A 19425-nucleotide genomic window follows, 5' to 3' on the forward strand; every position below is an offset into this window, starting at 1 on the left:
CTAGCCGACCAGTGCCTGGTCCCAGGCGCAGCCGCAGCCCGGGTGTCGCTCCCACCGAGTGCGTCGTACGCCGAGGTCCGCGTCGAGCCGGACCGTCGCCGACCAGGTCGACGGCACCCGGCCCTCGGCCCACGAGACCAGATCGGCGACCGCCCAGGCCAGGGCGACCGCGTGCAACGCAGGCTCGCGCGGCACCCGGGTCGTGGCCTGCTCCAGCAGGAGCGCACGCCGTGGATCGACCACGCCGAGGTGGGCGTCCACGCACCGCACGCAGGCGGTCCGGCCGGGTTCGACGAACGGCCCCAGGACCATCCCTCCGGGCTCGGTGCAGACCAGGAGGTGAGGGGTGCCCTCGCGGGTGTACGGGTCCAGGTGGGCGCGGGGGACCGGTCCGTCGCTCAGGACCAGGAGGACCTCGGCCCGGTCCGGGTCGGTCGCGACGGCGAGGCCGGCGGCGCGCAGCCGCTCGGCGGCGGGGCGGCCCAGGTCGGCGGGAGCGTCCAGACCCACCGCCGTCGCGAGACGAGCGGCCTGCCGGCGCTCGAGCTCGTCGAGGTCGTCGAGGAGACCGGCTCGGGCCAGCCGGTCGAGCGCCTCGACGCCGACCCGGGTCCGGGGGAGCGGCGGCCGACCCGCGCGCAGTCGGGCGAGCACGTCCCGGACGTCGGGATGGTCGGGGAGCACGGCGTACCCGGGGTGGTCGAGACCGACCTGCAGATGCTGCTCGTCGCGTCGCAGCACGGGGAGTCCGGCGCGGAGGACGGGCCGGGCGGGAAGCATGGCGTCAGCCTCACACGCGGCGGGCAGCGGCTGCGGAAGTCGTCCACAGGCGCCGGGGAGCGGTGCCGGGAATGCCGACGGCGGCGTCCCCGTGGGGGACGCCGCCGTACGCAGATCAGGGGGTGCGGATCAGGCCTTGCCGAGGATCCGGTTCAGGTTGGTGCCGCAGACGGGGCACACGGCCTTGGCCATGCGGGTGCCCTTGTCGTTGACCTTGACCTCGCCCTCGGCCTCGCGCTTCTCCTTGCACTTCACGCAGTAGAACTCGCCGCTCCAGGTCTCCGCCATGACGGCCTCCTTGCTTCTGTCTCACGTGGGTCGTCGCGGCGGGGTGGGTGGGGAAGCCCGCCGGAAGCCCCGCGGCGGATGCCGTCGGGCCGATCCGACCCTACGACACGCCCGAGCCGCGGCGCAGCAGGCGCACCGCCGCCTCCGGCGGGGTCTCGAGGGGCCGGATCCGGTGGGCGGTCTAGGGTCCGGACATGACCGACCTCCCCCACCTGCGTCTCGAGCGCCCCGCAGCAGGCGTCGCCCTCATCACCCTCGACAACCCCGACCAGCGCAACGCGATGTCGGCGGAGATGACCTCCTCCTGGGTCGCCGCCGTCGACGAGCTCGCCGCCGACCGCTCGCTGCGCGCGCTGGTCGTGACCGGCGCCGGCTCGGCGTTCTGCTCCGGTGGGGACACCAGCTGGATCGCTAGTGAGCCGGACGCGTCCGTCGACCACCTGCGGACCCGGATGCTGACCTTCTACCGCTCCTGGCTGTCCGTACGCCGGCTCGAGGTGCCGACGATCGCCGCCGTCAACGGCGCCGCGATCGGCGCGGGGCTGTGCATCGCGCTGGCCTGCGACCTGCGGTACGCCGCCCGCGGTGCCCGGCTGGGCGCCCCGTTCGTCAAGCTCGGCATGCACCCCGGGATGGCCGCGACCCACCTGCTGCCCGAGGCGGTGGGCGAGGCGCACGCCCGGGACCTGCTGCTCACCGGTCGCCTCGTCGACGCCGACGAGGCGCTCCGGCTCGGCCTGGTGTCGCAGGTGCACGAGCCGGACACCTTCCTCGACGACGTGCTCGACACCGCCACCCAGATCGCGGCGAACGCCCCCATCGCCACCCGGCTCACCAAGCTCGCACTGGCCGACGGCGGCCACCGCGACCTGGAGAGCGGCCTGCAGTGGGAGGCGATGGCCCAGCCGATCACGCTGGCGACCGCCGACCTCCAGGAGGGCATCCGGGCGGCTCGGGAGAAGCGCCTCCCGGTCTTCACCGGCTCCTGATCGTCCGACCGTTCACGACGACGCCAGCACCTGGGTGATCAGGGCCTGCACCCGGCCCCGGGTGCCGGCGTCGTCGCGCCAGCGCACCCGGCGTCCGAGGTCGGTGACCGTGCTGATGGCGGCCATGGCCAGGAACCGGGCCTCGGGGAGACCGAGACCGGGATCGCGGGCGCGCAACAGGGTCACCCAGAGCCCGACGTGCTCGCGCTGGAGCGCTCGGAGGCGGGCCTGGTCGGCCTCGGGGAGGCTGGCGACGTTCGCGTAGTAGACCCACATCTGCTCGTGGTGGGAGAAGGAATGGGCGACGTACGCGCGGGCCAGCCGGTCCAGGGCGACGTCCGGCGGTGCGCCGCGGAACCCCGACGCCTCCACGGCCGCGTCCAGGTGCTCCGAGGCCTGGAGGCAGGCCGCGAGCAGCACGTCGGACTTGCTGGCGTAGTGGCGGTAGAAGCCGGACGGGGTCAGCCCTGCCTCGGCCGCGATCGCCTCGACGGTGACCTCGGCGAACCCGACCTCGGAGAACTGGTGGACCGCGGAGTCCAGCATCACGGCCCGCCGTGAGCGGCGCGCGGGGTCGTCCGGGTCCCTGGTGGACTCCGCCGGCCTCGGCCGCTCCTCGGCCGGGGGCGCAGCCAAGCGGGTGAACGCCGCCCGGGTGGCGGCCGCGACGATCAGCGAGGTGATCCGCGCGGTCGGCAGCGAGGTCCGGTGCGCGGTCAGGCTCGCGACCACGCTGAGCGAGCCGGCGGTGAGGACGTCGACGTCCTCCGGAGAGAGCTCGGGGCGGATGCTGCGGACGAGGGCCGCGACCCGGGCGATGATCTCCTCGAACATCAGCCGCACCGTCTCGCGGTCCTCCGGTGCGAGGTAGCGGCCCTCCCAGCGGTAGATGCTCCCCGAGCGCCGGGTGCGCAGGGTGGTCCGGGCCAGGGCGGTGTAGACCGCGTCCAGGTGCGCGAGCGCGGGCTCCGGCAGCGCGAGGTCGACGCCCAGCGGAGCGGGGGGCCACTCCTCCAGGAGGTCGCCGGTCAGGGACGTCGCGCACTGGGCGAAGACGGCGTACTTGCTCGGGAAGTGGCGGTAGAGGGCGGGTCCGGAGACCCCGACCGCGGCCGCGATCTCCTCCATGCCGACCTGGCGGTAGCCGCGCTCGGCGAAGGCCAGGGCCGCGGCGGCGAGGATCGACTCCTTGCGGCTTCCGCGGCGCGACGCGGCGCCGGGCGCTCGTCGGCTCGCGGCACTCTCCGGACTCGCCACGTGCGTCCACCTCTCCGATCGCGGTGCCGACAGCGGCCGGCCGCCGAGGCGACGCCGCCGACCCAGTGTGAGGGACGATTAACAAAAATGTGAATTGCCACTAACAAATCTCTTGTCAGCCGCGGGTCGGCGACGGCATGCTGTGCCGCACCTCACATCGGCCGGACGCCGGTGTGGCCGCGACGAAGGAGGCCTCCGGATGGAGCTCAGCGCCAAGCAGCGGGCGATCCTGGCGACCATCTGCGACACCTTCGCGCCCGGGGACGGTGCCGGCCTCCCGTCGGCGAGCGAGCTCGGTTCGGTCGAGGTCGTGGAGGCCCTCGCGGCGCACAACCCGCGGGCCGCGGAGTTCGAGCAGCTCGCCCGGCTGCTCTCGGTCTGGGACTCGCCGCTGGCGGGCCTCGCGCTCGGTCGCGGACCGCGGCGCTTCTCCCGGCTGAGCCCGGGGGAGCGGGAGGCGGCGCTGGTCGGTCTCTCCGACTCCCGACTCCCGCAGAAGCGGGCGCTCTTCCAGGCCCTCAAGGGCGCGGCCACGATGGGCTACTACCTGGCGCCCGGGCCGACCGGCCACTCCCCGCTGTGGGAGGCGATGGGCTACCCCGGCCCGCTCGGGACGCTGCCGAGCGCGCCGGCGCCGCCGCTCTCGCCGGTCACGCCCGGTGCCGACGTCGACTGGGAGTGCGACGTGGTGGTCGTCGGCTCCGGCGCCGGCGGGGGTACGGCGGCCGCGGTGCTCGCCGCCGCCGGCCTGCACGTCGTGGTGCTGGAGAAGGGGCACTACCTGGACGACCGGGACTTCGACGGCGGCGAGCTCGCCGGGCTGGGGCGGCTCTACGCGCCCGGGCCGTCCTCGACCGCGGAGGGCCAGCTGTCCCTGCTCTCGGCCCAGTGCCTGGGCGGCGGGACGGTCGTCAACTACAGCACCTGCTTCCGGACCCCCGACCACGTCCGCGACGAGTGGGCCGCCCACGGCGTACCCCAGTTCGCGACGGCGGAGTTCGACCGGTCCCTGGACGCGGTGTGGACGCGGCTGGGCGTCAACGGCGACCACAGCGCGATCTCCTCGCGCGACGCGATCATGGAGCGCGGGCTGGAGAAGCTCGGCTGGCACGTGGGTGCCCTGGACCGCAACGTCGTCGGCTGCGACACCGACGTCGAGTGCGGCCGGTGCGGGCTGGGCTGCCGCATCGGGGCCAAGCAGTCGGTGACCAAGACCTGGCTCGCCGACGCCGAGGCCGCCGGCGCCCGGCTGGGTACCGGGGTCGACGTACGCACCGTGACGCGCGAGGGCGGCGCCGCCACCGGCGTGGTGGGTCGCACCGCGAACGGTCACACGGTCACGGTCCGGGCGCGAGCCGTCGTCGTCGCGGGCGGCAGCCTCCAGACGCCGGCGCTGCTGCGCCGCTCGGGCCTGCGCAACCCCAACATCGGCCGGCACCTGCGCCTGCACCCGGCGACCGCGGTGTGGGCGGAGTTCGACGAGACCGTGCGGCCGTGGGAGGGCGGGATGCAGACCCGCTACTCCGCGGAGCACGCGGACCTCGACGGGACGGGGTACGGCGTGGTCTACGAGACCGCGGCCGCCAACCCCGCGCTCGCCGTGGCGTTCATGTCCTGGCGCGGAGCGGCCTCGCACCGCGAGCGGATGCTGCGGCTCTCCCGCCTGAGCAGCGTCGGTGTGATCACGCGCGACCAGGACTCGGGGGAGGTGCGCACGGGCCGCGACGGCGAGCCCGTCGTGCACTACACGCTCTCCGAGCGGGACGAGCGACGCGTCCGGGCCGGCGTCGCGGGGGCGGCCCGGATCCTCGAGGCGGCGGGGGCGGAGAGCCTGTTCTCCGGGCACCAGGCCGACGTCACCTGGCAGCGGGCCGGCGGCACCGGCATCGAGGACTTCGTCGCCCGGTGCGACGACGCCGGCTACGGGCCGGGACGGTGCGCGATGGCCGCGCTCCACATGATGGGGTCCGCGCGGATGGGCGGCGACGCCGCCACCAGCGCGGCGAACCCCGACGGCGTCACCTGGGACGACCCGCACGTGGTCCTGGCCGACGCGTCGTGCTTCCCCACGGCCTCGGGCGTGAACCCGATGGTCTCGATCGAGGCGATCGCCCACCTGAACGCCTCCCGCCTCGCCGCTCGACTCTGAGCGGCGAGCACGCACCACCCACCGCGCTCGGGCGCACTCCGAAGAGAGGTAGCCATGCGAACACGACCGTCAACCTGGAGGACCGTCGCCGCCCTGGCCGCGGCAGCCCTCGTGCTGAGCAGCTGCGGGGCTGACGGCACCGACGACAGCGAGGCCGACCCGGGCTCGGGCGGGTCGGACCCCGCCGCCGCCCTGGACGGCCCTCCGGTCCGGGTCGGTTTCCTGAACCCGTCCGGCGGCGCCGTACCGCAGCCCGGCGCCGACACCGGTGCCGAGGCGGCCGTCGACTACATCAACGGCGAGCTCGGCGGGATCGGGGGACGGCCCATCGAGGTGGTCAGTTGCGACACCGACACCACCCCGGAGAAGGCGACCTCCTGCGCGAACACGTTCGTCGAGGAGGGCGTCGTCGCGGTCATGGACGGCTTCAACCTCTCCTCCAGTGCGACGCTGCCGGTCCTGAAGGCGGCCGGGATCCCGCTGGTCGGCATGATCCCGTTCGACTCGGTGACCGGGGCCCAGGCCGACGGCCGGGTCTTCTTCGCCGGGCCGCAGGCGGCCTTCCTGGTCGGCGCCCTGCAGGCCTTCAAGCAGACCGGCAAGGACTCGGTGGTGCTCGCGCTCGTCGACACCCCCTCGTCGCACCAGACCATCGACGGCCTGCTGCCGCTGCTGGCGGAGGCGCTCGACATGGACGCCAGCGGCGTCTACTTCTCGCCGACCAACCCGAACTTCACCGCGCTGGCCGCGGCGATCGCGAAGGACGACCCCGACGCGGGCGGCCTGATGGCCTCGCCGAACGAGGCCGCCTGCACCGCGCTGGTCCAGAGCCTGCGCAAGATCCGGTACGACGGCACGATCTTCACCGCGGCCTGCACCGACTACATCGAGACCGCACCGGCCGACGCCGCCGGCGGTGCCCTCTACTCCTCGACCTGGCTGCCGGCCGCGATGGACCACGCGCCGGAGGAGGTCAAGGCGGACCTGAAGGCGGCCCAGGACGCCATCGAGGGCGTGGACGGCGGGACCGGCGGCTTCTACGCGTACGCCGAGTTCGCGCAGTTCGTCACCTTCGCCCAGGCGCTCTCCGAGGTGACCGGCGAGCTGACCGGTCCGACCGTGCTCAGCACGCTCAAGGGGCTGAAGGACTTCCCGAGCTTCCTCGGACCCGAGATCACCTGCGGCAGCAAGACCTCGCCGAACTGCACGAGCGAGACGCTGCTCTTCGAGGTCCAGGAGGACGGCACCATCGAGCCCGTCGGCGGGGACTTCCTGCAGCCGGCGCTCGAGATCCTCGGCCAGATCCCCGGCGCGGTCTGAGCGACGCCGATGGAGAACGTCGTCCTGTTCGTGAGCCTCGGCTTCGCGGTCGGCGCCGTGTACGCCGTGATCGCGGCCTCGCTGGTCGCGGTGCACAGCGCGACCGGGGTGCTCAACTTCGCCCAGGGCTCGATCGCCCTGTGGGGGGTCTGGGTGGCGGCCGAGCTCGGGGCGACGGGACGACTGGTGCTGCCCGTCGGTGAGCTCCAGCTCACCGACGGGCCGGCGCCGGTCGTCCTCACCGTCGTCATCGCGGTCGCCTGCTCGGCGCTGCTGGCCTCGCTCACGCACCTGCTGGTGCTGCGTCCGCTCCGCTCGGCACCGGCGCTGTCCCAGGTCGCCGCGTCGGTGGGCGTGATGCTCCTGGTGGCCAGCCTGGTCCCGCTGCGCTTCGAGACCACGGCCACCCTCGCGCGGCCGATCCTGCCCGAGGGGTCGGTGACGATCCTGGGCGCGGAGGTCGCGGTCGCCGACCTGCTGATGCTCGGGCTCGCGGTCGCGATCGCGCTGCTGCTGGCGGCGTACCTGCGGTTCACGCGGTGGGGGACCGCCACCCGGGCGAGCGCCCAGGACGAGGTCGCGGTGATGCTCACCGGGTACTCGCCCGACCGGCTCGCCGCGGTCGTGTGGTTCACGACCGGGGCCGCGACCGGCCTGGTCGCGGTCCTGGGGTCGCCCACGATCGGCCTGGACCCGCTGAGCTACACCTTCTACGTGCTGCCCGGGCTCGCGGCCGCGCTGATCGCCCGGCTCCGCTCGGTCCTCGTCGCCTGCGCGGCCGGCCTGCTGATCGGGGTGTTCCAGTCGCTCCTGCTGCTGCTCAGCACCTACGACTTCTGGCCGGTGTGGGCCCAGGCCGGCTTCGGCGACACGGTCCCCTTCCTGGTGGTCGTGGTCGCGCTGTTCGTCAACGGCCGCAGCCTCCCCGAGCGCGGCGGCCTCCTCACCACCCGGATGGCGGCGGTCCGACCGCCGCGGATGCGGGCGCGGCCGGCGCTGCTGACCCTGGCCGCGGTCCTCGCCGCCGTGCTGCTGACCGACGGCACCTGGCGCTTCGGCATCGTGACCTCGGTGATCATGTCGCTGATCGCGCTGTCCCTGGTCGTGCTGACCGGCTACCTCGGGCAGATCTCGCTGGCGGCGATGGCCTTCGCGGGCACGGGCGGCTTCCTGCTGGCCCGCGCCACCACGGAGTGGGGAGTGCCCTTCCCGCTCTCGATGGTCGTGCCGGCGCTGGCCGCGACGATCCTCGGGGTCCTCGTCGGCGTCCCCGCGCTGCGGATCCGGGGCGCCCACCTCGCCGTCGTCACGCTCGCGGGCGCGCTGGCGATCCAGAGCTTCGTGTTCGGCAACCCCTCGTTCACGCCGTACGAGGGCAACCTGATCGCCGACCCGTCGTTCCTCGGCATCGACCTCGGCGTCCGGGACGGCACCGACCTGGCCACCGTCGAGTTCGCCGTCATGGTCGTCGTCGTGGTGGGGGCGCTGATGTGGGTCACCGCGCGGCTGATGAGCGGCCAGACCGGCCGGGCCTTCCTGGCGGTGCGCTCCAACGAGCGGGCGGCCGCGTCCTCGGGCATCGACGTCGCCTCGACCAAGTTGCTCGGCTTCGCGCTCGCAGCGCTCCTGGCCGGCATCGGCGGCTGCCTGATCGGCTACAGCCGCTCGCAGCTCTCGGTCGAGTCGTTCAACGTGCTGGTCGGCCTGGCCCTGCTCTGCACCGTGTACGTCGCCGGCATCACCAGCATCCCCGGCGCCATCCTGGCCGGGCTGCTCGCCCCGCTCGGCCTCGCCGAGACGTTCCTGGAGAGCTCACTGGGGCTCGGCGACACCTACAACCTGATCGCGGCGATCGCCCTGGTCGTCACCGCCGTGCTCAACCCCCACGGCATCACCGGCAGCGTCGGGGAAGCCGTCACCCACGTCCGGACGAGGAGGTCCCGTGTCGCATCGGCCTGAGGCAGGAGGGGGCGCGCCGGTCTTCGAGACCCGCGGCCTGTCGGTGCGCTACGGCGGCGTCGCCGCGAACGTCGACGTCTCGCTCGACGTACGACGAGGCGAGGTGGTCGGCCTGATCGGCCCCAACGGTGCCGGCAAGACGACGTTCGTCGACGCGGTCACGGGCTTCACCCGGTCCACGGGGGAGGTGTGGCTGGACGGCGTACGGATCGACGGGCTGGCCGCCCACCAGCGGCGCCGGGCGGGCCTGGCCCGCACCTGGCAGGCCGGTGACCTCTTCGACGACCTGAGCGTGGCCGAGAACCTGGCGGTCACGACCCAGCGGGGCGGCCTGCGCGGCGTCCTCGCCGACGTGCTGCGCCGCCGGGCGGACACGGTGGGCCACGACGCCGTGGTGGACGACCTCGGTCTCGCCGACGACGCGGCGCGGCGACCCCCGGCGCTGAGCCTGGGCCGGCAGAAGCTGGTCGGCGTCGCGCGGGCACTGGCGGGCGGGAGCCAGGTCCTGCTGCTCGACGAGCCGGCCGCGGGCCTGGACTCCCAGGAGAGCATCGGCTTCGGCGAGGAGGTGCGGGCGATGGCCGGGCGCGGGCTCGGCGTGCTGCTCATCGACCACGACATGAACCTCGTGCTCGGGGTCTGCGACCGCATCTACGTGCTCGACTTCGGCCGGGTGATCGCCTGCGGGACCGCCGACGAGATCCGGCGGGACCCTGCCGTGGTGACGGCGTACCTGGGTGCGGAGGTGGCGCCGTGAGCGTCCTCGAGCTGCGCGGGGTGAGTGCCGGGTACGGCGCCGCCGCGGTCGTGCGCGACCTGGACCTGAGCGTGGCGGCGGGGGAGGTGGTCACGCTGCTCGGCCCCAACGGCGCGGGCAAGACCACCACCCTGAAGACGGCCGTCGGCCTGTTGCCCGCGCGCTCGGGCGAGGTCACGGTGCTCGGCCGCCCCGTCGGCCGGCGGGTCGACCGGAACGCCCGCGCCGGGCTGGTCCTGGTGCCCGACTCGCGTGCCCTCTTCCCGGGACTCACGGTCCGCGAGAACCTCTGGCTGGCGGCCCGGCGCGGCGGCCCCGGCTGGGCCTCCGCCCTCGATCGGCTGCCGCGGCTGGCGCCGCTGGTGGACCGCCGAGTCGCGCTGCTCTCCGGCGGCGAGCAGCAGATGCTGGCGCTGGCCAAGGCCCTGCTCGCCCAGCCCCGGGTGCTGCTCGTCGACGAGCTCAGCATGGGGCTCTCCCCGGTGGCGGTCCAGGAGCTGCTGCCGATCGTGCGCTCGCTGGCCGACGACCTGTCGGTCGCCGTCCTGCTGGTCGAGCAGCACGTCGACCTGGCCCTGGGCATCGCCGACCGGGGGCTGGTCCTGCACCACGGCCGGGTCGTCCTGGAGGGCGCGGCCGCGGACCTGCTCGCCGACCGGGAGGCCGTGCACCGGGCGTACTTCGGGGGCACCGACGCCGCCCACGCATGAAGGAGGCCTCCGGCCACCTCGCGACACTCGCCTTCCCCTTGCGAGTGTCGTTCGGTGCCCGGAGGCCCTCTGCGCGCAACGCTAGGGACCGTCGTCCGCGCGGGTCAACGCTCGCGCGTCCAGGCCTGTGGACGAACCTGTGGAGAACGTTGTGGACGAACCGCCGGTTCCGTGGAGGAACCGGCGCCTGGCCGGGAGAGGCCTGTGGAAAACGGGCGGCTGTCGGCGGCGTAACCTGCCCTGACCAGCCAGAACGTCGATCCACCACCTGTGGAGGAGAAACAGTGACCGAGGAGAAGCCGTGACCGAGCCGTACGACGGCGGCCCGCTCGCCGCGCTGCGCCGGATCGCGTTCCTGCTCGAGCGCGGCCGCGAGGACACCTACAAGGTCAAGGCGTTCCGCGGCGCTGCGGCGGCGGTGCTGCCGGTGCCCGAGGACGAGCTGCGCGAGGCGGCCGGGGCGGGGACCCTGACCGAGCTCCCGGGGGTGGGGGCCAGCTCGGCGAAGGTCATCGCGGACGCCCTCGCCGGACGGCTGCCCGAGCGGCTCGCGAAGGCCGAGCGTGAGCACGGCGGCCCGCTGACGGCCGGCGGTCACGAGCTGCGAGCCCGGTTGCGCGGCGACCTGCACTCGCACTCCGACTGGTCCGACGGCGGGTCGCCGATCGAGGAGATGGCGTTCACGGCGATGGAGCTGGGCCACGAGTACCAGGTGCTCACCGACCACTCGCCGCGGCTGAAGGTGGCGCGCGGGCTGAGCGCGGAGCGGCTGGCCCGGCAGCTCGACGTCGTCGACGCGGTCAACGAGCACCTGGTCGACGGCGGCAGCGGCTTCACGTTGCTCAAGGGCATCGAGGTCGACATCAACGAGGACGGCACCCTCGACCAGTCCGACGAGCTGCTGGGGCGCCTCGACGTCCGCGTCGCGAGCGTGCACTCCAAGCTCCGCTCGGACGCGGCGACGATGACGAAGCGGATGCTCACGGCCATCCGCAACCCGCGGACCAACGTGCTCGGTCACTGCACCGGCCGGCTGGTGACCGGCGGGCGCGGCAAGCGGCCGCCGTCGGAGTTCGACGCGCGGGCCGTCTTCGAGGCCTGCGCCGAGCACGACGTGGCGGTCGAGATCAACTCCCGTCCGGAGCGGCGCGACCCGCCGACGAAGCTGCTGGAGCTCGCCCGCGACCTGGGCTGCCTGTTCTCGATCGACACCGACGCGCACGCGCCGGGCCAGCTCGACTTCCTCGTGTACGGCGCGGAGCGGGCCGAGCAGGCGGGGATCGACCCGGAGCGGATCGTCAACACCTGGCCGAAGGAGCGCCTGCTGGCATGGGCGGCCAAGTGACCGATGCGCGCCCGCGCGGCGCCGAGATGGCTTAGATTCCCGTCATGGCCGGTCCGGACGTCGAGGTGCGCCGCTCCAAGCGGCGCCGCCGGACCGTGTCCGCCTACCGCGACGGCGACAAGGTCGTGGTCCTCATCCCGGCCTCCCTCACCCGGCAGGAGGAGCGGGACTGGGTGGCGACGATGGTCGCCCGCCTGGAGAGGTCCGAGCAGCGCCGCGCTCCGTCCGACGACGACCTGCTCGGCCGGGCCCGGGACCTGAGCGACCGCTACCTCGGCGGCATCGCGGTCCCCGAGTCCGTGCGCTGGGTCGACAACCAGCAGTCGCGCTGGGGCTCGTGCACGCCGGGGGACCGGACCATCCGGCTCTCCCACCGGCTGCAGGGCATGCCGTCGTGGGTGCTCGACTACGTGATCGTGCACGAGCTCGCCCATCTCTTCGAGCCGGCCCACGACGAGCGGTTCTGGAGCTGGGTCGACCGCTACCCCCAGGCCGAGCGGGCCAAGGGCTACCTGCTGGGCTGGTCGGCCGCCGCCCAGGTCGAGTCGCCGGCCGGGAGCGCCTCCGAGGTCGACTGAGCCAGCGCGTGCGCCACGAGGTCGGCCAGCTCGGCGTCGGGGAGGTCGTCGACCGGCCACCACCGGACGTCGAGCGACTCCTCGCTCGTGTGGTGCGCGACGCCGACGGGCGCGACGGCGAGGAAGCGCACGTCGAGGTGGTGGACGTCGGCCGCCGGACCGCAGAACGGCACCTCGTGCTCGTCCAGGTGGACGGGTCCCGGGAGGAGCCGCAGCCCGTCGATCCCGGACTCCTCCGTGGCCTCGCGCAGAGCGGCGCCGGCCAGGGTCGCGTCACCGGGCTCGCAGTGCCCGCCGAGCTGGAACCAGCGCTGCGCCTTCGCGTGCAGGGTCAGCAGCACCTGGCTCCGGTCGGCGCTCAGCACCACCGTCGAGGCGGTCAGGTGGACGGGTCGGCACTCCCGGGTCAGGCCGCCGGGGTGGGCGCGCAGGTGCGCGACGTACCGGTCGCGCAGCGCCGCCTGGACCGCGGAGGGCGGCTCCCAGGAGAGCAGCACGGCCAGGGCGTCCGTGTGCAGGCGCGCGCGGTGGTCGGTGCTCACTCGCCGTCGAGCATCTTCTTCAGCTCGGCGTCGAAGTCGTCCTCGCTCAGGCGCTCCGGCGCGGTGGCGTCCTCGCGGAAGCCGAGCGGGTCGTCGAGGTCGGCCGGCGTCGGCAGCAGGTCGGGGTGCATCCACACGCCGTCGCGAGCCTCGACGCCCTGCCGGGTGCGCAGCGAGCCCCACAACGTGGATGCGTCGCGCAGGCGGCGCGGGCGCAACTCGAGACCCACGAGGGTGGAGAAGGTGTCTTCGGCCGGACCGCCGGCGGCCCGTCGGCGGCGGAAGATCTCCTGCAGTTTCGCCGCGGCGGGCATCCGCTCGGCGGTGGCCTGGCTGACGACCTCGTCGACCCAGCCCTCGACGAGGGCGAGGACGACCTCGAGGCGCTGGAGGGCAGCCTCCTGCTCGGGCGTCTTCGGCATGTCGAACATGCCGCCCTCGAGCAGCGCCTGCATCGCGGCGGGGTCGGTCGGGTCGATGGCGCGCAGCTGCTCGTCCATCCGCTGCTGCATGCTCTCGGCGTTGATCTCGATGCCGCGGGCGAAGTCGGTGACGGCGCCGAGGACGTGGTCGCGCAGCCACGGGACGTGGGCGAAGAGCCGCTGGTGCGCCGCCTCGCGCAGCGCGAGGTAGAGGAGCAGGTCGTCCTCGGTGACGTCGAGTCCCTCGGCGAAGGCGGTGACGTTGGTCGGGACCAGGGCCGCGCGGCCGGCCGGCCCCAGGGGGAGGCCGATGTCGGAGACGCTGAGCACCTCGCCCGCGAGCGCGCCGAGCCCCGAGCCGAGCTGGGTGGCCAGGATGGCGCCGACCGCCTTGGAGAGGATGCCGAGCAGCGGGCCGGCGTTCGGGTCGACATCGGTCGGCAGCGCGCCGCCGATCGCGCCCACCGACTTCTCGGCGATCGGCTCGACCAGCACCTTCCAGACCGGGAAGGTCTCCTCCACCCACTCCGCGCGGCTCCAGACGGCGGTCAACTGCACGCCGGAGGGGAAGTCGGTGGTGGCGTCGAGCCAGTGGTCGGCGAGCCGGACGGCGTCGGCCACGGCGTCGCGCTGACGCTGCGAGGGCGTCGGGTCGGGCTCGGACGCGACCTGCTGGCGCGCGAGGTCGGTCGCCAGCTTCCAGTTGAGCGGGCCGTCGTACGGCTGCATCATCTGCTGGAGCTGGCCGAAGAGCTGGGAGAGGTCCGGGAAGCCCGCACCCCCGCCGGGGCCGCCGAGGCTGCCCATCGCGCCGCTGAAGAACTGCTCGAAGGGCGTGCCCTTGAACGGGTTCTGGCCGTCGTCCGGCCGGTCCGACGGGTCGTTGGTCATGGGGACAACGGTACGCCGTCCCGGCAACCGGCACCGTCACGTATCGTCGCGACGTGCCCCATCCCGCCGTGCGCCTGGTCGAGCTGCGCGAGACGCCCCTGGACCTCGCGGAGGTGACGGCCGCCCTCGACGACGACGCCTCCGGCGGCCTGACGCTCTTCGTCGGCCGGGTCCGCGACCACGACGGCGGCAAGAGCGTCACCGGCCTCGACTACAGCGCCCACCCGAGCGCGCTGGACCGGCTGGTGCAGGTCTGCGACCGCGTCGCCGAGGAGTACGACGTGCAGGGGGTCGCCGCCGTCCACCGCACGGGGACGCTCGCGATCGGCGACCTCGCGGTCGTCGTCGCGACGACCGCGGCCCACCGCGGCGACGCCTTCGCCGCCTCCCGGGCGCTGATCGACACCCTGAAGGCCGAGGTGCCGATCTGGAAGCACCAGCGCTTCGGCGACGGCACGGAGGAGTGGGTCGGCGCGCCCTGACCCGCCGACGCGGCTTCGCCACCTACCCTCGAGGGATGGAGATCCTGCTCTGGCTCGTGCCGCCCGCCGTGGTGACGCTGGTCGCCATGTGCTGGGTCGGCTGGGCCGGACGCGAGGGGCGCGGCGAGGTCGACCGCGACGTCGCGGCGAGCCGGCTCGAACGGGCGCTCCAGCACCAGCACCCGCGCCGGTACGCCGCTCCGGCGCCCGAGCGCGATCGCAGCACCGGGGTCGCCGTACGACCCTCCCGGCGCGCCTCCTGAGCACCTGACCTCGCCCGGCCGAGGCTGCCGACGAGAGCCGCAGGGGTCGGCGATTGGGTCGTGATGAGAGGCTGTGCCGCATGACGCAGCGCACCGTGGCCGCCCTGGTGGCCGTGCCGCTGCTGCTGGCATTGCTCACGGTCGCCTTCGTGGTGCCCCTTCCGTACGCGACGTACTCCCCGGGACTGACGGTCGACGTGCTCGGCAAGGACGGCGACCGGGAGATCATCTCGGTCACCGGGCACCCGACGTACCGCGACGGCGGGCACCTTCGGATGACCACGGTCTACGTCTCCCTCGCCGGCCCGGACGGCGAGAAGCGGCTGCCCGAGCTGATCACGACGTGGCTGAACGACGACGACGCGGTCTACCCCTACGACGTCGTGCACCCCGACGGCCAGACCCGCGAGCAGGACCAGCGCGAGGGCGCCGTCGACATGGTGACCTCGCAGGACACCGCGACCGCCGTCGCGCTGACCGAGATGGGGGAGAAGGTCGAGCCCGAGCTCGGCGTTTCGTACGTCGAGAAGGGGATGCCCGCCGACGGCAGCCTCCAGGTCCGCGACCTGCTCCTGGCCGTCGACGGCGAGCGGATCACCGACGCCGAGCAGGTCACCTCGGCCGTCCAGGCCGCGGTCGACGAGCCGGTCGAGTTCACCGTGCTCCGCGCCGGCGAGCGGATCACGGTGAAGGTGACCCCGAAGCTGGTGGACGGGACCCGGCAGATCGGCATCAGCCTGGGTCCGGCGTACCGCTTCCCGTTCGACGTGTCGGTCAACATCGACCCCGCCATCGGCGGACCCAGCGCGGGGCTGATGTTCTCCCTCGCCATCTACGACACCCTCACGCCCGGCCCGCTCACCGACGGCGGCGACGTCGCCGGCACCGGCACCATCTCCGCCGACGGCCGGGTGGGGCCGATCGGGGGCATCGAGCAGAAGATCGCCGGTGCCCGCGACGCCGGTGCCGAGCTGTTCCTGGTGCCGCCGGACAACTGCGACGACGCGAGCCGGGTCGAGAACCCCGGGCTCCGTCTGGTCCGCGCCGACACCATGCACGACGCACGCCTCGCCATCGAGGCGTGGGCCGAGGATCCCGACACCGACCTGCCGAGCTGCGAGGCCTCCTGAATGACCTCTCCGACCGACACCAGCGACTTCGACGTCGATCCCGCCCTCGCGGCGGCGGTCCTCGAGATCGAGACCCACATCGCCGAGGGCGGCTGGGACCAGCCCGCTCGGCTCTACGCGCTGGTGGACACCGCCCAGCTGGTGGAGCGGGAGCCCGCGCTCGCCTCGCTGATGGGGCTGGACGCCGCTTCGGCGCAGGGGTCGCTGACCCCTGTCGAGCAGGACCAGCTGACGCCGGGCCAGCCGCTGGAGCAGGTGCTGGAGTCGATCACCTGGCCGCCCGGCGTGGCGGGCTGCGCCGCGGTCGTGGAGCGGCTCGTGCTGCCCCCGGGCGCCGACGACGCGATCCCCGACGACCCGGCCCGCGCGGAGGAGTTCGCCCGCGAGCACCCCGACCGCCAGGAGGTGCGGATCGTGGCCGGGGTGACCCGCGCCGGCTCGGCGTACTGTGCCCTCCGCCTGCGCGCCCACGACGACCCCCAGTCGGTCGTCGGCGGCTCCGATCTCGTTCCCGGCCTGCTCACGCTGCTGGGAGACACCCTGCACGACGACCCCGACGGACCCGAGGTAACCCAGTGAGAGAGATCCAGTGAGCGAGCTTTTCGACCAGGACCCGCGCGCCGCGGCGCCACCACCGCGCAGCGCACGCTCCCGAGCCCTGATCATCACCGCGGTGGTGCTGGTCCTCGCGTTCTTCGGGCTGACCACCTTCGCCTCGGTCTACACCGACCGGCTGTGGTTCAACGACCTCGGGTACGGCGAGGTGTTCTCCACCCTGCTGTGGACCCGGATCGTGCTGTTCGTGGTGTTCGGGGTGCTGATGGCGGCCGCGGTCGGCGTGAGCATGTACGTCGCGTTCCGCACCCGGCCGCTGTTCCACCCGAACTCGCCGGAGCAGACCGGGCTGGACCGGTACCGCGAGGCGGTCACGCCCATCCGCACCTGGCTCCTGGTGGGCACCGTCGTGGTGCTCGGGGTCTTCGCCGGCACGTCGGCCGTCGGCCAGTGGCGCAGCTACCTGCTGTGGCGCAACGGCACCGACTTCGACACCAAGGACCCCTACTTCAACCGCGACGTGGGGTTCTACGTCTTCGACCTCCCGTGGCTGCACTACCTCGTCGACTTCGTGATGGTTCTCGCGGTGGTCGCGCTGCTGGCCTCCGTGGTCGTGCACTACCTGTACGGCGGCATCCGCCTGCAGTCGCCCGGTGACCGGCTCAGCGGAGCCGCGCAGGTCCAGCTGTCGGTGCTGCTCGGGATCTTCGTGCTCGCGAAGGGCGGCGACTACTGGCTCGACCGCTTCGACCTGACCTCGGACTCCGGCGGGCTGCTGACCGGCATGGGCTACACCGACGAGAACGCGGTGCTGCCGGCGAAGAACATCATGATCGGCATCGCGGTGATCTGCGCCGTGCTGCTCTTCCTCAACGTCTGGCGGCGCACCTGGATGCTGCCGTCGGTCGGCATCGCGCTGCTGGCGCTCTCGGCGGTCCTGCTCGGCATGATCTGGCCTGCGCTGGTCCAGCAGTTCCAGGTCAAGCCGACCGAGGCCGACAAGGAGGAGTCGTACATCGCGGCCAACATCGAGGCGACCCGCGCCGCCTTCGACATCGACGACGACAACGTCGACATCACGGCCGTGCCCGACCAGCAGAGCCAGGGCGAGCAGCTCGCCGCCGAGATCGCCGAGACCCCGGTCCGGCTGGTCGACCCGAACGTCGTCCCGGCCGCCTTCGAGCAGGCCCAGCAGATCCGCGGCTACTACAGCGTGGCCGACGTCCTCGACGTCGACCGGTACGACGTCGACGGCACGCCGCGCGACGTCGTGATCGGCGTGCGCGAGCTCAACCAGGCCGGCATCAACCAGAGCAGCCAGAACTGGGCCAACCTGCACACCGTCTACACGCACGGCGACGGCGTGATCGCGGCGTACGGCAACCAGCGTGGTCGCGACAACCAGGAGATCACCACCAACCAGGAGCAGGACCCGCAGTGGGCCGACCCCACCCGGGGTGACCTGACGGCCGTCGTCGGCGAGTTCGAGTCGCGGATCTACTTCGGCGAGAACAGCCCGGAGTACTCCATCGTCGGCAAGAAGTCCGACGAGTCCCCGGACCTCGAGCTCGACGTCCCGATCGGCGTCGCGGAGGGCTCCGAGCCGACCTCGACGTACGACGGCGAGACCGGCATCGGCGTCGGCAACCTGTTCCGCAAGGTCATGTACGGCATCAAGTTCGGCGAGCCGAACCTGGTCCTCTCCGACCGCGTCCACGAGAACTCCCGGATCCTCTACGACCGGGACCCGGCCGAGATGGTGGAGAAGGTCGCCCCGTGGCTGACCGTCGACGCCGACCCGGTCCCCGCCGTGGTCGACGGCAAGATCGTCTGGATCATCGACGGCTACACCACCACCGACCGCTACCCGCAGTCGCAGAAGGAGTCGTTCGAGGAGATGACCGACACGTCCATCCAGGACGAGACGGCCTTCCAGACCCTGCCGACCGACGAGATCAACTACATCCGCAACGCGGTCAAGGCCACGGTCGACGCCTACGACGGCACGGTCACGCTGTACGCCTGGGACGAGGAGGACCCCATGCTGAAGGCGTGGCGGGGGGCCTTCCCCGACACGGTCAAGGACCGCTCGGAGATCTCGCCGGAACTGATGGAGCACCTGCGCTACCCCGAGGACCTGTTCAAGGCGCAGCGCTACCAGCTGGCGCGCTACCACGTCACCGACGCGGGCGACTGGTACCAGGACAACGAGCGCTGGGAGGTCCCGACCGACCCGAACAGCGAGACCAGCCTGCAGCCGCCGTACCGCCTGACGATCGGGAACGTCGACGGGGGCACGGACTTCGCCATGACGTCGACGTTCGTCCCGTACAACCGGCAGAACCTGGCCAGCTTCATGTCGGTCGTGGCGGACGCCACGAGCGAGAACTACGGCCGGATCCAGGTGCTCGACGTCTCGCAGGGCGCCCAGGTCGCCGGCCCGGGCCAGGTGGCCGCCTCGATCGCGGCCGACACCGAGCTCCAGGACGCCCTGGTGCCGTTCACCAGGGGTGGTGAGGCGCGGCCGGTCCGCGGCAACCTGCTGACCATCCCGGTCGGTGGGCGGCTGCTGTACGTCCAACCGGTCTACACGATCCGCGAGACCGGCAGCGGCCGGTTCCCGGTCTTCCAGTACGTCGCCGTCGCGTTCGACGACAACGTGGGCTTCGGGCGCAACCTGAGCCAGGCCGCCGCCGACCTGCTCGGCGTCGACCTCGGCACCGGGACCGGTGGCGGAGGTTCCACCGGCGGCGGTGGCGGCGAGGACGACCCGTCGACCGAGCCCGAGGGCACGGTCGAGGAGCAGATCCGTTCGCTGCTCACCCGCGCCGACCGGAAGTTCACCGAGGCCGAGGCCGCCCTTGCCGAGGGCAGGCTCGGTGACTACCAGACCGCCGTGGAGGAGGCCCAGGACCTGGTCGGCCGTGCCCTGCAGCTCGACGAGCAGCGCGCCACCGGCGACGAGCCGGCACCGGACGAGGAGGAGACGCCCCCCGCCGAGTGACCCC

Annotated in this window: 18 protein-coding genes; 13 read left to right on the forward strand and 5 right to left on the reverse strand. The window is 73.2% G+C overall.

Annotated features, from left to right (window positions below; translation table 11 throughout):
• Together VMF51_RS08105 and VMF51_RS08110 are read right to left on the reverse strand one after the other, a co-directional pair.
• Positions 1-780: a hypothetical protein gene (locus VMF51_RS08105; protein WP_325473907.1), complete on the reverse strand. Its 780-nt coding sequence runs from the start codon at positions 778-780 to the stop codon at positions 1-3.
• A gap of 129 nt (positions 781-909) precedes the next feature.
• Positions 910-1068: a DUF5679 domain-containing protein gene (locus VMF51_RS08110; RefSeq protein WP_011754982.1), complete on the reverse strand. Its 159-nt coding sequence runs from the start codon at positions 1066-1068 to the stop codon at positions 910-912.
• Between the two features lie 194 nt (positions 1069-1262).
• Between VMF51_RS08110 and VMF51_RS08115 the strand changes: the two genes are divergently transcribed.
• A complete protein-coding gene (locus VMF51_RS08115) occupies positions 1263-2057 on the forward strand; it encodes an enoyl-CoA hydratase/isomerase family protein (protein ID WP_325473908.1) in 795 nt (264 codons plus the stop codon).
• Between the two features lie 12 nt (positions 2058-2069).
• Here VMF51_RS08115 and VMF51_RS08120 read toward each other — a convergent pair whose 3' ends face one another.
• Complete coding sequence (locus tag VMF51_RS08120; RefSeq protein WP_325473909.1) at positions 2070-3314, reverse strand: TetR/AcrR family transcriptional regulator; 1245 nt, start codon at positions 3312-3314, stop codon at positions 2070-2072.
• A gap of 199 nt (positions 3315-3513) precedes the next feature.
• On the opposite strand from VMF51_RS08120, the gene VMF51_RS08125 reads away from it, so the two are divergent.
• The 7 genes from VMF51_RS08125 (at position 3514) to VMF51_RS08155 (ending at position 12132) form a co-directional block, all read left to right on the forward strand.
• Positions 3514-5463, forward strand: a complete 1950-nt coding sequence (locus VMF51_RS08125) for a GMC family oxidoreductase (protein WP_325473910.1) — start codon at positions 3514-3516, stop codon at positions 5461-5463.
• Positions 5464-5517: 54 nt separating this feature from the next.
• Positions 5518-6783, forward strand: coding sequence for an ABC transporter substrate-binding protein (locus tag VMF51_RS08130; protein ID WP_325473911.1), 1266 nt, complete (start codon positions 5518-5520; stop codon positions 6781-6783).
• Positions 6784-6792: 9 nt separating this feature from the next.
• Complete coding sequence (locus VMF51_RS08135) at positions 6793-8742, forward strand: ABC transporter permease (protein ID WP_325473912.1); 1950 nt, start codon at positions 6793-6795, stop codon at positions 8740-8742.
• Complete coding sequence (locus tag VMF51_RS08140) at positions 8726-9499, forward strand: ABC transporter ATP-binding protein (RefSeq protein ID WP_325473913.1); 774 nt, start codon at positions 8726-8728, stop codon at positions 9497-9499. The genes VMF51_RS08135 and VMF51_RS08140 overlap by 17 nt, the downstream gene beginning before the upstream one ends.
• Positions 9496-10209: an ABC transporter ATP-binding protein gene (locus VMF51_RS08145; protein ID WP_325473914.1), complete on the forward strand. Its 714-nt coding sequence runs from the start codon at positions 9496-9498 to the stop codon at positions 10207-10209. Before VMF51_RS08140 ends, VMF51_RS08145 begins: the two co-directional genes overlap by 4 nt.
• A 301-nt stretch (positions 10210-10510) precedes the next feature.
• The gene (locus tag VMF51_RS08150) at positions 10511-11554 is read left to right on the forward strand and encodes a PHP domain-containing protein (protein WP_325473915.1); all 1044 of its coding nucleotides are present in this window, start codon (positions 10511-10513) and stop codon (positions 11552-11554) included.
• Between the two features lie 44 nt (positions 11555-11598).
• Positions 11599-12132: a M48 family metallopeptidase gene (locus VMF51_RS08155; RefSeq protein WP_325473916.1), complete on the forward strand. Its 534-nt coding sequence runs from the start codon at positions 11599-11601 to the stop codon at positions 12130-12132.
• Here the strand turns inward: VMF51_RS08155 and VMF51_RS08160 are convergent.
• Together VMF51_RS08160 and VMF51_RS08165 are read right to left on the reverse strand one after the other, a co-directional pair.
• Positions 12063-12674: an NUDIX hydrolase gene (locus VMF51_RS08160; RefSeq protein ID WP_325473917.1), complete on the reverse strand. Its 612-nt coding sequence runs from the start codon at positions 12672-12674 to the stop codon at positions 12063-12065. The two genes, VMF51_RS08155 and VMF51_RS08160, sit on opposite strands and share 70 nt — an antisense overlap.
• A complete protein-coding gene (locus tag VMF51_RS08165; protein ID WP_325473918.1) occupies positions 12671-13987 on the reverse strand; it encodes a zinc-dependent metalloprotease in 1317 nt (438 codons plus the stop codon). Before VMF51_RS08165 ends, VMF51_RS08160 begins: the two co-directional genes overlap by 4 nt.
• 53 nt (positions 13988-14040) lie before the next feature.
• Between VMF51_RS08165 and VMF51_RS08170 the strand changes: the two genes are divergently transcribed.
• The 5 genes from VMF51_RS08170 (at position 14041) to VMF51_RS08190 (ending at position 19421) form a co-directional block, all read left to right on the forward strand.
• Entirely contained in the window at positions 14041-14469 is a 429-nt protein-coding gene (locus VMF51_RS08170) for a molybdenum cofactor biosynthesis protein MoaE (protein WP_325473919.1), read from the forward strand.
• 35 nt (positions 14470-14504) lie between these two features.
• Positions 14505-14732: a hypothetical protein gene (locus VMF51_RS08175; protein WP_325473920.1), complete on the forward strand. Its 228-nt coding sequence runs from the start codon at positions 14505-14507 to the stop codon at positions 14730-14732.
• Positions 14733-14812: 80 nt separating this feature from the next.
• Positions 14813-15862: a YlbL family protein gene (locus VMF51_RS08180; RefSeq protein WP_325473921.1), complete on the forward strand. Its 1050-nt coding sequence runs from the start codon at positions 14813-14815 to the stop codon at positions 15860-15862.
• Positions 15863-16441, forward strand: coding sequence for a PPA1309 family protein (locus VMF51_RS08185; RefSeq protein WP_325473922.1), 579 nt, complete (start codon positions 15863-15865; stop codon positions 16439-16441).
• 10 nt (positions 16442-16451) lie between these two features.
• A complete protein-coding gene (locus tag VMF51_RS08190; RefSeq protein WP_325473923.1) occupies positions 16452-19421 on the forward strand; it encodes a UPF0182 family protein in 2970 nt (989 codons plus the stop codon).
• The last annotated feature ends 4 nt before the right edge of the window (positions 19422-19425 follow it).

The sequence above is a fragment of the Nocardioides sp. genome (assembly GCF_035503875.1).
Lineage (GTDB): Bacteria > Actinomycetota > Actinomycetes > Propionibacteriales > Nocardioidaceae > Nocardioides.